At 61.2% G+C, this 14,634-nt stretch carries 15 protein-coding genes; 12 read left to right on the top strand and 3 right to left on the bottom strand.

The features are described 5' to 3' along the window. Positions 1–74: 74 nt before the first annotated feature. Positions 75–704, bottom strand: a complete 630-nt coding sequence (locus C5F71_RS05585; protein ID WP_070995321.1) for an L-threonylcarbamoyladenylate synthase — start codon at positions 702–704, stop codon at positions 75–77. A gap of 13 nt (positions 705–717) precedes the next feature. Then, positions 718–1,581, bottom strand: a complete 864-nt coding sequence (locus C5F71_RS05590; protein WP_029296341.1) for a PHP domain-containing protein — start codon at positions 1,579–1,581, stop codon at positions 718–720. 87 nt (positions 1,582–1,668) lie between these two features. Here C5F71_RS05590 and C5F71_RS05595 point away from each other — a divergent pair, with 87 nt between their 5' ends. From C5F71_RS05595 to C5F71_RS05625, 7 genes are all read left to right on the top strand, one after another. Further along, entirely contained in the window at positions 1,669–2,265 is a 597-nt protein-coding gene (locus C5F71_RS05595; protein WP_029296338.1) for a septation protein A, read from the top strand. A 1-nt stretch (position 2,266) separates the two neighbouring features. Next, complete coding sequence (locus tag C5F71_RS05600) at positions 2,267–2,566, top strand: YciI family protein (RefSeq protein ID WP_070995319.1); 300 nt, start codon at positions 2,267–2,269, stop codon at positions 2,564–2,566. Between the two features lie 106 nt (positions 2,567–2,672). After that, on the top strand, positions 2,673–3,080 hold the full coding sequence (locus tag C5F71_RS05605) for a translation initiation factor 2 (RefSeq protein ID WP_070995318.1): 408 nt from the start codon (positions 2,673–2,675) through the stop codon (positions 3,078–3,080). A gap of 7 nt (positions 3,081–3,087) precedes the next feature. After that, a complete protein-coding gene (locus tag C5F71_RS05610; RefSeq protein ID WP_104910780.1) occupies positions 3,088–3,765 on the top strand; it encodes a response regulator transcription factor in 678 nt (225 codons plus the stop codon). A 160-nt stretch (positions 3,766–3,925) separates the two neighbouring features. Next, a complete protein-coding gene (locus C5F71_RS05615; RefSeq protein ID WP_029296329.1) occupies positions 3,926–4,387 on the top strand; it encodes an LTXXQ domain protein in 462 nt (153 codons plus the stop codon). Positions 4,388–4,451: 64 nt separating this feature from the next. After that, positions 4,452–5,795 (top strand): HAMP domain-containing sensor histidine kinase, encoded by a 1,344-nt coding sequence (locus C5F71_RS05620; protein WP_104910781.1) that lies wholly within the window; start codon positions 4,452–4,454, stop codon positions 5,793–5,795. A 40-nt stretch (positions 5,796–5,835) separates the two neighbouring features. Next, complete coding sequence (locus tag C5F71_RS05625; RefSeq protein WP_104910782.1) at positions 5,836–7,182, top strand: CoA transferase; 1,347 nt, start codon at positions 5,836–5,838, stop codon at positions 7,180–7,182. A gap of 96 nt (positions 7,183–7,278) precedes the next feature. On the opposite strand, the gene arcD (C5F71_RS05630) is transcribed toward C5F71_RS05625, so the two are convergent. Further along, positions 7,279–8,706: an arginine-ornithine antiporter gene (gene arcD, locus C5F71_RS05630; RefSeq protein ID WP_104910783.1), complete on the bottom strand. Its 1,428-nt coding sequence runs from the start codon at positions 8,704–8,706 to the stop codon at positions 7,279–7,281. A 448-nt stretch (positions 8,707–9,154) separates the two neighbouring features. On the opposite strand from arcD (C5F71_RS05630), the gene arcD (C5F71_RS05635) reads away from it, so the two are divergent. The 5 genes from arcD (C5F71_RS05635) (at position 9,155) to C5F71_RS05655 (ending at position 14,507) form a co-directional block, all read left to right on the top strand. Then, complete coding sequence (gene arcD / locus C5F71_RS05635) at positions 9,155–10,582, top strand: arginine-ornithine antiporter (RefSeq protein WP_029296320.1); 1,428 nt, start codon at positions 9,155–9,157, stop codon at positions 10,580–10,582. Between the two features lie 34 nt (positions 10,583–10,616). Then, positions 10,617–11,873, top strand: coding sequence for an arginine deiminase (gene arcA, locus C5F71_RS05640; RefSeq protein ID WP_070995314.1), 1,257 nt, complete (start codon positions 10,617–10,619; stop codon positions 11,871–11,873). Between the two features lie 69 nt (positions 11,874–11,942). Then, the gene (locus tag C5F71_RS05645; RefSeq protein WP_029296316.1) at positions 11,943–12,953 is read left to right on the top strand and encodes an ornithine carbamoyltransferase; all 1,011 of its coding nucleotides are present in this window, start codon (positions 11,943–11,945) and stop codon (positions 12,951–12,953) included. Between the two features lie 200 nt (positions 12,954–13,153). Beyond that, positions 13,154–14,083 carry a carbamate kinase gene (gene arcC / locus C5F71_RS05650; protein WP_029296314.1) on the top strand — a complete coding sequence of 310 codons (930 nt, stop codon included), beginning with the start codon at positions 13,154–13,156 and terminating at the stop codon, positions 14,081–14,083. Between the two features lie 61 nt (positions 14,084–14,144). Next, a complete protein-coding gene (locus C5F71_RS05655; RefSeq protein ID WP_029296312.1) occupies positions 14,145–14,507 on the top strand; it encodes a DUF5064 family protein in 363 nt (120 codons plus the stop codon). Positions 14,508–14,634 lie beyond the last annotated feature (127 nt).

The raw sequence follows: 14,634 nt of genomic DNA on the forward strand, positions 1-14,634 counted from the left end.
TGGCCGTAGACCATGGCAAATGGCAGCTCCTGCTGGGCACCGGCCTGGCTGTCGACGGTTTCCACGGCCGACATTCAGGCCTCGACCATGAACGGCGTGGGGTCGCCGCAACCGACGCGCACCACTTCAGGCTCGCCGTCGGCCAGGTTGATCACAGTAGACGCCTTGTTGCCGCCGTAGCCGCCGTCGATGATCAGGTCTACGTGTTTTTCCAGGAGTTGGCGCATTTCGTAAGGGTCGTACAGCGGCTCGGACTCTCCGGGCATGATCAGCGACACGCTCATCAGTGGCTCACCCAGCTCGGCCAGCAATGCCAGGGCGATGGGATGCTCCGGCACCCGCAGGCCGATGGTGCGCTTCTTCGGGTGCAGCAACAGGCGCGGCACCTCGCGGGTGGCATTGAGGATGAACGTGTAGGGCCCTGGCGTATGGGCCTTGAGCAGGCGGAAAGTGCCCGTATCAACCTTGGCGAACAGACCCAGTTGCGACAAGTCGCTACAGATCAACGCGAAGTTGTGGTTCTTATCCAGGTCGCGCAGGCGTCTTACGCGCTCCACCGCATTCTTGTCGCCGATCTGACAACCAATGGCGTAGGAGGAGTCCGTGGGGTAGATCACCACGCCACCGGCACGGATGATCTCCACGGCCTGCTTGATCAGCCGCGCTTGCGGGTTTTCCGGATGAATCTGGAAAAATTGACTCACGTTTTCTACCTGTTCAGACGGTGGCGGTAATGGGGTCATGCTTGAATCGCCCCCACAGGAGCGGCAAGTCTTCCGGGACCGGGCGGTATTCGCCGATCTCCGACCAGCCGCCTGGGCCATGGAAATCACTGCCGGCGCTGACCAGCAGCCCAAATTCACGGGCAAGAATCGCCAGGCTGCCAACCTGTTCGGCGGGTTGATGCCCATTGACCACTTCGATGGCGTGGCCACCTGCTTGAATATAGTCGCCTATCAGCTTGCGGCGTTTACTGCGGGTGAAATCATAGTGCCAGGGATGCGCCAGGCTGACCCAGGCCCCCGAAGCGCGCAGGGTAGCCACGGTGTCTTCGAGGGTCGGCCAGTGCAACTTCACGTCCCCCAGCTTGCCGGCGCCCAGCCATTTGCGGAACGCTTCGGCGCGATCCTTGACGTAACCTGCGCGCACCATCCAGTCGGCAAAATGCGGACGGGCCGGCGCGTTGCCGCTGTCGCCCAGCTCCTGCTGGATGGCACGGGCGCCCTCCAGGGCGTTGGGCATGCCTTTGAGCGCCAGTTTGCGGCTTATTTCTTCGGACCGCAGCCAGCGGCCATCGTGCAAACTGGCAATGGCCGCCACCAATGGCGGGGCGTTGACGTCGAAACCGTAGCCCAGTACATGAATGGTCGCCCCGCCCCAGGTGCAGGACAGTTCGACGCCATTGACCAGATGCATACCCAGTGCCGTGGCGGCGCTGCGCGCCTCGTCCAGGCCTTCGAGGGTGTCGTGATCGGTCAGCGACAGGACTCGCACGCCTTTTTCAAACGCACGCGCAACCAGTACCGCGGGCGCCAGGGCGCCGTCGGAGGCCGTGCTGTGGCAGTGCAAATCAACATTCACGGGAGTGTGTAACCTCAAGTCAGCTGGCGCTATCGCAACCAAGGATGTTTGTTATTATGCCGCCACATCCAGCTTCTGGCTCTTACTGTGAAACAATTCATCGACTTCATCCCGCTGTTGCTGTTTTTCATCGTCTTCAAAACCGACCCACGGGTCTTGGATATCGGCGGCCATGAGCTGTCGTTCGGCGGCATCTACAGCGCCACCGCGGTGCTGATCATCAGTTCCCTGGTGGTCTATGGCGCGATCTTCATCTCCCAGCGCAAGCTGGAAAAAAGCCAATGGCTGACCCTGATCGCCTGCCTGGTCTTTGGCGGCCTGACCCTGGCCTTCCACAGCGAAACCTTCCTTAAATGGAAAGCCCCGGTGGTCAACTGGCTGTTCGCCCTGGCCTTTATCGGCAGCCACTTCATCGGCGACCGCCTGTTGATCAAGCGGATCATGGGCCATGCCCTGAGCCTGCCGGAGCCGATCTGGACCCGCCTGAACATCGCCTGGATCCTGTTTTTCCTGTTCTGCGGCGCGGCCAACCTGTTCGTGGCCTTTACCTTCCAGAGCTACTGGGTCGACTTCAAGGTGTTCGGCAGCCTGGGCATGACCGTGGTATTCCTGGTTGCCCAGGGCATCTACCTGTCGCGCCACCTGCACGACACCGACTCCACCACGCCAAAAACCGAGGACTGACATGCTCTACGCAATCATTGCCACCGACGTCGCCAACTCCCTGGAAAAGCGCCTGGCTGTGCGCCCGGCCCACGTGGAACGCCTCAAAGCGCTGCAAGCCGAAGGACGCATCGTGCTCGCCGGCCCGCACCCGGCAGTCGACAGCAATGACCCAGGTGAAGCCGGCTTCACCGGCAGCCTGATCGTTGCCGAGTTCGCGTCCCTGGCCGATGCCCAAGCCTGGGCCAAGGCCGACCCGTATGTAGCGGCCGGTGTGTATGCCGATGTCGTGATCAAACCCTTCAAGCAAGTCCTGCCTTGATCCGGGTGGCGCTGAACCTATTGGGTTCGGCAAACGCCTGATCGCTCATTATTCTCGGTAACCTGCCGACAACGTTCTGAATATTCGTGTGGAATCAGGAGTTCCGATGCGCTTAAGTCAGTTGTGTCTGTTGGCAGTGTTAACGATCGGGGCTACGGCCCAGGCTGAAGAAACCTCGAACACCGGCAGTTCTACGCCCCTGTCCTTGAGTGCCGGCAGCCAGATCACCGAGTTGCAGCAACGCTTGAAAGAAAGCGAACGCCTGCGCGAAGAACTGAGCAAACAATTGCAAACTGCCGATGCCGCCCGCGAGAGTGCGCAATTGAGCCGCTTGCGCCAGGAGAACCAGCGCCTGGCCCAGCAACTCAAGGACGCGCAAGGCAGCACCCTGCCCCGCTGGCTCACCGACCAGCAGCAATGGTTCGTGATTGGCGCAGGAGTTGCGCTGGTTGCCCTGCTGTGCGGTATCTTCGCCAGTGGCGGGCATCGGCGCCGTCGACAATGGCTAAATTGAGTGAGTCATGAGCGAGCTGTTACTGATAGATGATGACCAGGAGCTCTGTGAGCTGCTGACCAGTTGGTTGAGCCAGGAAGGTTTCCAGGTGCGCGCTTGCCATGACGGCGTGAGCGCCCGCAAGGCCCTGGCCGAAGCCGCGCCGGCAGCCGTGGTGCTGGACGTGATGCTGCCCGACGGCAGCGGCCTGGAGCTGCTCAAGCAATTGCGCGCCGACCACCCGGAACTGCCGGTGCTGATGCTCTCGGCACGGGGCGAGCCCCTGGACCGGATCCTCGGCCTGGAACTGGGCGCCGATGACTACCTGGCCAAGCCCTGCGACCCCCGCGAACTGACCGCCCGCCTACGGGCGGTGTTGCGCCGCAGCCATCCGACGGCTGTGTCGACCCAACTGGAACTGGGCGACCTGTGCTTCAGCCCGGTGCGCGGCGTGGTGATCATCGACCATCAGGAACTGACCCTCACCCTGTCCGAAAGCCGCCTGCTGGAAGCCTTGCTGCGCCAGCCGGGCGAGCCGCTGGACAAGCAGGAACTGGCGCAGATTGCCCTGGGCCGCAAGCTGACCCTGTATGACCGCAGCCTGGACATGCACGTCAGCAACCTGCGCAAGAAAATCGGCCCGCATGCCGACGGCCGTCCGCGGATCGTCGCCCTGCGCAGCCGTGGCTACTACTACACCCCCTGAAATCCCCTGTAAGAGCCGGCTTGCCGGCTCTTACCTGTTTTGTAAGCCCCCACCCAACCCGTCTTTACCCAAGCTTTACCCTCCCCTGACCGCCGCTGACCTTGATCCTCGTAATCTACTCACATCCGGACTCACCGGAACCGAGACAAGGAGAAACACCATGCGCAAGACCCTTATCGCTCTGATGTTCGCTGCTGCCCTGCCTACCGTTGCCATGGCCATGCCAGAAGGCCCAGGCCCGATGGGCGGCCCAGAAGGCCATATGATGGGCGGCCCGGGCCACGGCGGTGAACACGGCATGCGCGGCAAAGGCGGCCCTTTCAGCCAACTGGACCTGACCCGCGAACAGCGCCAGCAGATCGGCAAGTTGATGGGCGAGCAACGTGAAGGTCGTCAGCAACTGGTCAAAAAGTACCTGGACAAACTCCCGGCCGCTGAGCAGAAAGCCATGAACGACGAGATGGCCGCCGCCAAGCAGAAAACCCAAGCCGATATCCGCGCCCTGCTCAAGCCTGATCAGCAGAAGAAGTTCGACGAAATGGCGAAGAAACGCGCCGAGCGTCAGGCCGAGTGGCAGCAGTTCCAGGCCTGGAAAGCGCAACAACCGCAAAAAGCGCAATAATGCGTTAGCAGTCTCCCAGCCCAGTGGCCCACGTCACTGGGCTTTTCCTGTTTGAGGGTTTCCTGTGCGTTCACTCTTCTGGCGCATCCTTGCCAGTTTTTGGCTGGCCATCGCCCTGGTTGCCGGGCTGTCGATCCTGCTTGGGCATATGCTCAACCAGGATGCCTGGATTCTCAGCCGCCACCCTGGCCTCAGTAACTTGGCCGAGGAATGGACCCAGCGCTACGAAACCCAAGGCGAGGATGCGGCCCAGGACTTGTTGCAACAGCGCAAGCGCCAATACCACGTCGATGTGCAAGTGCTCAACGAAAGCGGCGACCCGGTGGTACGTGGCACCTTCCCGCGCCGTGCCGCCGCCTTCGAAGCGCGACAGCATGAGAGCCACGAGGGCCGGCTGCCCTGGCGTCGCCTGACGGCCGAATACACCAGCGAGAAGACCGGTGATACCTACCTGCTGATCTACCGCATCGCCCTGCCGGAGCTGGATGCCTGGCACCGCAGCAGCCTGCTCTGGCCATTGAGCGCCCTGGCGATTGCGCTGGTGGTGCTGACCCTGTTCAGCCTGCTGGTGACCCTGTCGATCACGCGGCCTTTGAGCCGCCTGCGCGGCGCGGTGCATGATCTGGGGCAGACCACGTACCAGCAAAACAGCCTGGCGCGCCTGGCCGACCGGCGCGATGAGTTTGGCGTGCTGGCCACCGACTTCAACCGCATGGGCGCGCGCCTGCAAAGCCTGATCGGCAGCCAGCGGCAACTGCTGCGCGACGTCTCCCATGAGCTGCGCTCGCCCCTGGCCCGCCTGCGGATCGCCCTGGCCCTGGCGGAACGGGCCACCCCCGAGGCACGGGAAAAGCTCTGGCCGCGCCTGACCCTGGAATGTGACCGCCTCGAAGCCCTGATCAGCGAGATCCTGGTACTGGCGCGAGTCGACGCCGACAACGCCAGCGCCGAAGACATCGACCTCAATAGGCTGCTCGAGACCCTGCAAAAGGACGCCCAGCTCGGCGCCCCGGACCAGGAAGTCCGGCTTCAGGCCGACCCGGCGTTAAACCTCAAGGGCTGGCCCCATATGATCGAACGGGCGCTGGACAACCTGTTGCGCAATGCCCAGCGCTTCAACCCGCCCACCCAGCCGATTGAAATGCGCGCCCAGCGTGAGGGCGAACGCATTGTGATCAGCGTGCGCGATCACGGCCCGGGCGTGGATGCCGAGTGCCTGCAAAAACTGGGCGAGCCGTTTTACCGTGCCCCCGGGCAAACCGCCCAAGGTCATGGCCTGGGCCTGGCCATCGCCCGGCGCGCCGCCGAGCGTCACGGCGGCAGCCTGAGCCTGGCCAACCACCCCGACGGCGGTTTTATCGCCACCCTGGATTTGCCCTTGCAACCGGGGATTGCAGGACACCCCTGAAGATCTTCTATGATGGCCCTCCTGTTAAGGAGGGCCTCTGATGACTGATCTGCTCACATCGATCCAACTTGCACTCGATCTGCCGGCCGCACCGCTGGCGACCACAGAAGCCGGTGCCCTGCCGTCGGCCTTCGCCGTCACCGAGTTGGCCTGCGCCAGCATGGGTGCGGCGGGTCAGGCAGTGGCCCGCCTGCTTGAACAACAGACCGCGCGCTTGCCTATGGTCAGCGTCGACCGGCGCCTGGCCTCGTTCTGGTTCTCCAGCTCCCTGCGCCCGCTGGGCTGGAGCGTTCCGCCATTATGGGACCCGATTGCCGGCGACTACGCCTGCGCCGATGGCTGGATTCGCCTGCACACCAACGCCCCACACCATCGCGCCGCCGCCGAGCGAGTACTCGGACAGGCGGCGCAGCGGACGGCAATGGCCCTCAAGGTCGCCCAGTGGAACGCTGGCGAGCTTGAACAAGCGATAGTCGACGAAGCCGGCTGCGCGGCGCAGATGCGCACCTGGCAGGAGTGGCAGGCCCATCCACAAGGGTTGGCGGTCAATCAGGAACCCCTGATCGCATGGGAGCGCTTCGTCGCGCGCGGTAAAAGCCGCTGGCTCGGCAGCGTTGCGCGCCCGCTGGCGGGGGTCAAGGTCCTGGACCTGACCCGCGTCCTGGCCGGCCCCGTGGCCAGTCGTTTTCTTGCAGGCCTGGGTGCCGACGTATTGCGCATCGACGCACCCGACTGGAACGAACCCGGGGTTGTCCCGGAAATGACCCTGGGCAAGCGCTGCGCGCGCCTTGACCTTAAACACGCCAACGACCGGCAACTATTCGAAAACCTGCTCAGGGATGCCGACATTCTGCTTCACGGTTATCGGGCAGATGCGCTGGAACACCTGGGTTACAACGCAACCGCACTGCAGCAGATTGCCCCAGGCCTGATCGACGTCAGCCTTAACGCCTACGGCTGGAGCGGCCCGTGGCGCAATCGCCGGGGCTTCGACAGCCTGGTGCAGATGAGCAGCGGCATCGCCCACGCCGGTATGCAGAGCAAACAGGTGGATCAACCCGTGCCGCTGCCGGTGCAGGCTCTGGACCATGCTACCGGCTACCTGATGGCCGCCAGTGCGATACAGGCCTTGGCCCAGCGCTTGAACAGCGGGCACGCAGGTTCGGCACGGCTGTCGCTGGCGCGTACGGCAAAATTGTTGGTTGAGGCGGGACACGGCAAGCAGCCCGCATTGCGTGAAGAACAACCCGCTGATCAGGGGTTGCTGGTGGAACAGACGGCCTGGGGGCCGACACATCGTTTGCTAGCCCCGGTCACTATTACCGGGACACCGCTGCAATGGGACTTGCCGGCCGGGGAATTGGGCGCGCATCGGGCACAGTGGTGACCTTGGGATTGTCATCGCGGGCAAGCCCGCTCCCACAGTTGATTGTGTACAGCTCAGTCAATGTGGGCTTGCCCGCGATGAAGCCCGCACAATCGCTCACAGGCTCAACACACCACTGTACAACCCATACGCCGCCAGGCTCGCCCCAGCGATCACACAACTGAAAATGCCTTTTTCCAACAAGGTAAACAGCGGCTGGCCCTGCTCGCGCTTGGCCTGGGCAAACAGGATGACGCCCGGCGCATACAGCAGCGCCGACAGCAGCAGGTATTTCAAGCCACCGGCATACAGCAGCCAGACCGCATACCCCAGGGCAATCACGCCCACCAGCAGGTCCTTGAGCCGCTCGCCCTGGGCGCCCTCATAGGTTTCCCCGCGCCCGCACAGCAGCACGGCATAGGCCGCCGACCATAAATACGGCACCAGAATCATCGACGAGGCCAGGTAGATCAACGTGGTGTAGGTGCTGGCGGAAAACAGCGTGATCACCAGGAACAGCTGGATCATCACATTGGTCAGCCACAGCGCATTGACCGGCACACGGTTGGCATTTTCCTTCTTCAGGAAGGCCGGCATGGTCTTGTCATGGGCGGTGGCGTAGAGAATCTCGGCGCACAGCAAGGCCCATGACAGCAGCGCCCCCAGCAACGACACCGCCAGGCCGATGCTGATCAACATCGCGCCCCAGGGGCCCACAATATGTTCCAGCACGCCCGCCAGTGACGGGTTTTGCAAGTTGGCTAACTCGGGCTGGCTCATGATCCCCAGGGACAGCACGTTCACCAGCACCAGCAGGGCCAGCACCCCGACAAACCCGATCACCGTGGCGCGCCCCACGTCGGAGCGTTTTTCGGCGCGCGCCGAGTACACACTGGCGCCTTCGATGCCGATAAACACAAACACGGTGACCAGCATCATGTTGCGCACCTGGTCCATCACCCCACCGAATTGCGGGTTGCCCAGGCCCCAGATATCCCGGGTAAAAATGTCTGCATTGAAGGCCACGGCGGCGATCACGATGAACATCAGCAACGGCACGATCTTGGCCACGGTCGTGACCTGGTTGATAAACGCCGCCTCCTTGATGCCGCGCATCACCAGAAAATGCACGGCCCACAGCAGCAACGACGCGCAACCGATCGCCACGGGCGTGTTGCCCTGGCCGAACACCGGGAAAAAATAGCCCAGGGTGCTGAACAGCAACACGAAGTAGCCGACGTTGCCCATCCAGGCGCTGATCCAGTAGCCCCAGGCCGACGAGAAGCCCATGTAGTCACCAAAACCGGCCTTGGCGTAGGCATACACACCCGAGTCCAGGTTGGGCTTGCGGTTGGCCAGGGTCTGGAACACAAAGGCCAGGGTCAACATGCCAATGGCGGTGATGCCCCAGCCGATCAGGATCGCCCCCACCTCTGCCCGCGCCGCCATGTTCTGCGGCAACGAGAAGATCCCGCCGCCAATCATCGAGCCCACCACCAACGCCACCAGGGCGCTGAGGCGCAGCTTTTGTGCCGGTTGCGACATAGAAACTCCTGCAGATAAAACCGTCATTGAGCTAACAACTGTGCACTCGGCTAATTTATCGAAAACATGCAACGTTTATTATCTATAGCGAATAACACTGCTCGCCTCATAACTTAATGACATTTCAGTTAGTCGAGTTTAGGCAAATTTAGAATTTAAATACCCCTTGTCTTTTATCCTTGAGAGGTATTTGGCAAAGCCTTTTGAAAAAGTTTGCACATCTGCGAAAACGGGCTAGCTTCAAACATCCACGCCTTACGCATATCGCATTAATCCAAACGGATAAAAGCTCTGGGACGCGCTTATCCGAGTAATTATACGCCCGCAGCATTTATTCATAAGTCTTTAATTCACAATGGAATGTGCCAATGAAGTGATCTGAGTCAGCTGTTTGAATAGCGCACAGTTTTATTCTGTGGTCTCTCTTCTCCTGCATTGGAGTCACGCAATGTCTGAATCTCCCGGAAAACTTCGATTAGGCGCCCTTGTTGCTCTAGTTGTGGGCTCAATGATTGGCGGTGGGATCTTCTCGTTGCCGCAAAACATGGCCGCCAGCGCCGATGTTGGTGCGGTATTGATTGGTTGGGTTATCACCGCCGTAGGTATGTTGACCCTGGCCTTTGTGTTCCAAACCCTGGCCAACCGCAAACCCGACCTGGACGGCGGTGTATACGCCTACGCCAAGGCCGGTTTTGGCGACTACATGGGTTTCTCGTCGGCCTGGGGCTACTGGATCAGCGCCTGGCTGGGCAACGTCGGTTACTTCGTGCTGCTGTTCAGCACCCTCGGTTACTTCTTTCCCATTTTCGGCGAAGGCAACACCCCGGCGGCAGTGATTGGCGCCTCGGTGTTGTTGTGGGCCGTGCATTTCCTGGTGCTGCGCGGCATCAAGGAAGCAGCGTTCATCAACCTGGTCACCACGGTCGCCAAGGTCGTGCCGCTGGTGCTGTTCGTATTGATCGCACTGTTCGCGTTCAAGCTGGACATCTTCACCGCGGATATCTGGGGCGTGAAAAACCCCGACCTGGGCAGTGTGATGAACCAGGTGCGCAACATGATGCTGGTTACCGTCTGGGTATTTATCGGTATCGAAGGCGCGAGCATCTTCTCGTCCCGTGCCGAAAAGCGCTCGGATGTGGGCAAGGCCACCGTCATCGGCTTTATCACCGTGCTGCTGTTCCTGATGCTGGTGAACGTGCTGTCCCTGGGGATCATGACTCAACCGGAACTGGCCAAGCTGCAGAACCCGTCGATGGCGGCCGTGCTCGAGCATGTGGTCGGCCACTGGGGCGCGGTGCTGATCAGCGTCGGCTTGATCATCTCCCTGCTCGGGGCATTGCTGTCGTGGGTGCTGCTGTGCGCAGAGATCATGTTCGCCGCCGCCAAAGACCACACCATGCCGGAGTTCCTGCGTAAGGAAAACGCCAACCATGTGCCGGTCAACGCCCTGTGGCTGACCAACGCCATGGTGCAGATATTCCTGGTAATCACCCTGTTCTCCGCCAGTACCTACCTGTCGCTGATCTACCTCGCCACCTCGATGATCCTGGTGCCTTACCTGTGGTCGGCGGCCTACGCACTGTTGCTGGCGGTACGCGGCGAGACCTACGAGGCGGCCCTGGCCGAGCGCAAGAAAGACCTGTTCATCGGCGCCATCGCCCTGATCTACGCGGTCTGGCTGTTGTATGCCGGTGGCACCAAGTACCTGCTGTTGTCCGCCCTGCTCTACGCCCCTGGCGCGATCCTGTTCGCCAAGGCCAAGCGTGAGCTGGGCAAACCGATTTTCACCAACGTCGAGAAGCTGATTTTCGCCGCAGTGGTCATTGGCGCCCTGGTGGCGGCCTATGGGCTCTACGACGGCTTCCTGACCCTGTAACACCTGAATCTTTTTGTTCACTGGAGGATCTGTAATGACCACGGAAAAAGTTAAGTACGGCGTACATTCCGAAGCCGGCAAACTGCGCAAAGTCATGGTGTGTTCCCCAGGTCTGGCCCATCAGCGGCTGACCCCCAACAATTGCGACGAACTGCTCTTCGATGACGTGCTCTGGGTGGCCCAGGCCAAGCGCGACCATTTCGACTTCGTCACCAAGATGCGCGAGCGCGATATCGATGTGCTGGAAATGCACAACCTGCTGACCGAGATTGTCGCCATCCCCGAAGCGCTGGACTGGATCCTGGAGCGCAAGATCACCGCCAACACCGTTGGCCTGGGCCTGGTCGATGAAGTCGGCTCGTGGCTACGCAGCCTGGAGCCGCGCAAGATCGCCGAGTTCCTGATCGGTGGCGTGTCCGCCGATGATCTGCCGAGCAGCTTCGGTGGCAAGACCATCGAGATGTTCCGCGACTTCCTCGGCCACGCCAGCTTCATCCTGCCGCCGCTGCCCAACACTCAGTTCACCCGTGACACCACGTGCTGGATCTACGGTGGCGTGACACTCAACCCCATGTACTGGCCGGCGCGACGTCAGGAAACCCTGCTGACCACCGCCATCTACAAGTTCCACCCCGAGTTCACCAACGCCGACTTCCAGATCTGGTACGGCGACCCTGACCAGGAGCACGGCGCTGCCACCCTGGAAGGCGGCGACGTGATGCCGATTGGCAACGGCGTGGTGTTGATCGGCATGGGCGAGCGTTCGTCCCACCAGGCTATCGGCCAACTGGCGCGCAACCTGTTCAAGAACAAGGCCGTGGAAAAGGTCATCGTTGCCGGCCTGCCGAAATCCCGCGCGGCGATGCACCTGGACACCGTGTTCAGCTTCTGCGACCGCGACCTGGTGACCATCTTCCCGGAAGTGGTGAACCAGATCGTGCCCTTCACCCTGCGTCCAGATGAAAGCAAGCCCCACGGCATTGATATCCAACGGGAGAAAACCAACTTCCTCGATACCGTGGCCGCCGCCCTCGGCCTCAAGGCCCTGCGCGTAGTGGAGACCGGCGGCAACAGCTTCGCCGCCGAACGCGAACAGTGGGACGACGGCAACAACGTGGTGGCCGTGGAGCCTGGCGTGGTGATCGGCTACGACCGCAACACCTACACCAACACTCTGCTGCGCAAGGCCGGTGTGGAAGTCATCACCATCAGCGCCGGCGAACTGGGGCGCGGCCGTGGCGGCGGCCACTGCATGACCTGCCCGATCATCCGCGACCCTATCGACTACTAAACGACCATCTCCCCGGCGGCGTCCACCCGATGCCGCACGGGCCGATTACCGAATCCAAGGAGAATCATCATGGCGTTCAACATCCACAACCGTAACCTGCTGAGCCTGGAACACCACACCCCGCGCGAACTGCGCTACCTGCTGGACCTGTCCCGCGACCTCAAGCGCGCCAAGTACACCGGCACCGAGCAGCAGCACCTCAAAGGCAACAACATCGCGCTGATCTTCGAGAAAACCTCGACCCGCACCCGATGTGCCTTCGAAGTGGCGGCCTATGACCAGGGCGCCAACGTCACCTACATCGACCCGAACTCGTCGCAGATCGGCCACAAAGAAAGCATGAAAGACACCGCCCGCGTACTTGGGCGCATGTACGACGCCATCGAATACCGTGGCTTCAAGCAGGAAATCGTCGAAGAACTGGCGAAATTCGCCGGCGTGCCGGTATTCAACGGCCTGACCGACGAGTACCACCCAACCCAGATGATCGCCGACGTGCTGACCATGCGTGAACACGCCGACAAGCCGATCCACGACATCAGCTACGCCTACCTGGGCGACGCCCGCAACAACATGGGCAACTCGCTGCTGCTGGTCGGCGCCAAGCTGGGCATGGACGTGCGCATCTGCGCGCCAAAAGCCCTGTGGCCCCATGACGATCTGGTCGGTCGCTGCAAAAAATACGCAGAAGAAAGCGGTGCACGCATCACCCTCACCGAAGACCCGAAAGCGGCGGTCAAGGGTGTGGACTTCATCCACACCGACGTCTGGGTGTCCATGGGCGAGCCAGTAGAGGCCTGGGCCGAACGTATCGAGCAACTGCTGCCATACCAGGTCAATGCCCAACTAATGAAAGCCACCGGCAACCCACGCACCAAGTTCATGCACTGCCTGCCGGCGTTCCATAACAGCGATACCAAGATCGGCAAGCAGATTGCCGAGCAGTATCCGCACCTGGCCAACGGCATCGAAGTGACCGACGACGTGTTCGAGTCCCCGGCCTGCATCGCTTTCGAGCAAGCGGAAAACCGCATGCATACCATCAAGGCGATCCTGGTTTCGACCCTAGCGGACCTGTAACCCGGCACCGCTCCCACTGATGCAACACGGTCAATGTGGGCGCGAGCTTTATGTGGGAGCTGGCTTGCCTGCGATGGCATCACCTCAATATGTCTGGCAGACCGAGGTGACTGCATCGCGGGCAAGCCCGGCTCCTACATAAAGCCTGTTCCCACACTTGGCCCAGTGTTCACAAGGCAGAATTCTAGAAGGATTGCATTATGCGTATCGTCGTTGCACTGGGCGGTAACGCCCTGCTCCGCCGTGGTGAACCCATGACTGCGGACAACCAACGCGCCAATATCCGGGTCGCCACCGAACAGATTGCCAAGATTCATCCCGGTAATGAGCTGGTGATCGCCCACGGCAATGGGCCGCAAGTCGGCCTGCTATCGCTGCAAGCGGCCGCCTACACCCAGGTTTCCCCCTACCCGCTGGACGTGCTGGGCGCCGAAACCGAAGGCATGATCGGCTACATCATCGAACAGGAACTGGGCAACCTGCTGGACTTTGAAGTGCCTTTCGCCACCCTGTTGACCCAGGTCGAAGTGGACGCCAAGGACCCGGCCTTCCAGAACCCGACCAAGCCGATCGGCCCTGTCTACTCCAAGGCCGAAGCCGAAAAACTGGCCGCCGAAAAAGGCTGGGCAATTGCCCCCGACGGCGATAAATACCGTCGGGTAGTGGCCAGCCCACGGCCCAAACGCATCTTTGAAATCCGCCCGATCAAGTGGCTCCTGGAAAAGAGCAGCATCGTGATCTGCGCCGGCGGCGGCGGCATCCCGACCATGTACGACGAGAACGGCAAGCTCAAGGGCATCGAAGCTGTGATCGATAAAGACCTGTGTTCCTCGCTGCTGGCCCAGCAACTGGAAGCCGACCTGCTGGTGATCGCCACCGACGTCAATGCGGCCTTTATCGACTTCGGCAAACCGACGCAAAAAGCCATCGGCCAGGCGCACCCTGACGACATGGAAAAACTCGGCTTCGCCGCCGGTTCCATGGGGCCCAAGGTCCAGGCCGCCTGCGAGTTCGCCCGCAACACTGGCAAAACCGCAGTGATCGGTTCACTCTCGGACATCGAAGCCATTGTCCAGGGCACCGCCGGCACCCGTATCAGCACGGCAAAACCTGGCATCACCTACTTATAAATACACCCCGGGCGGTTGTTGCAGCCGCCCTTCTCCAATGCCTTGTTAGGGAGAGACGCCTATGGCCATTTTTGAACCCGGTCACTTGCATGTTGAACGCCATGCATTGAATGCCCAGGATCACAGCTACGACCTGTGCATCGACTACGAAGTCAGCCAGGACCCAAAGGAAGGCAAGGGAATGCTCTTCAAGATGCACGGTTCGGTGCAGGGCAAAGACCTCAAGGAAGAATTCTTCCTGCCCAAGGACCAGGCCTTCGACTTTGCCCGCCACGCCATGAACATCGCGCAGAAGTACGGCATGCCGAAAACTGCGGTGCTCAACGGTGGCATGCATAAACAGTACGACCTGATGTTCGAGGATGTGCGCCACCAACTGGATGTAAAACCGGGCGACCCGATCAAGCCAGAGCATCTGGAATAACCTCGGTTCCACTGCCATAACCAGTCAAATGTGGGAGCTGGCTTGCCTGCGATAGGGATCTACACAACGTTGCCGCAACGCCTAAATCCAAGCAGATAGGGCTGTTGTGGCGAGCGGGCTTGCCCCG

It is taken from the genome of Pseudomonas sp. LG1D9 (assembly GCF_002949995.1).
Lineage (GTDB): Bacteria > Pseudomonadota > Gammaproteobacteria > Pseudomonadales > Pseudomonadaceae > Aquipseudomonas > Aquipseudomonas proteolytica.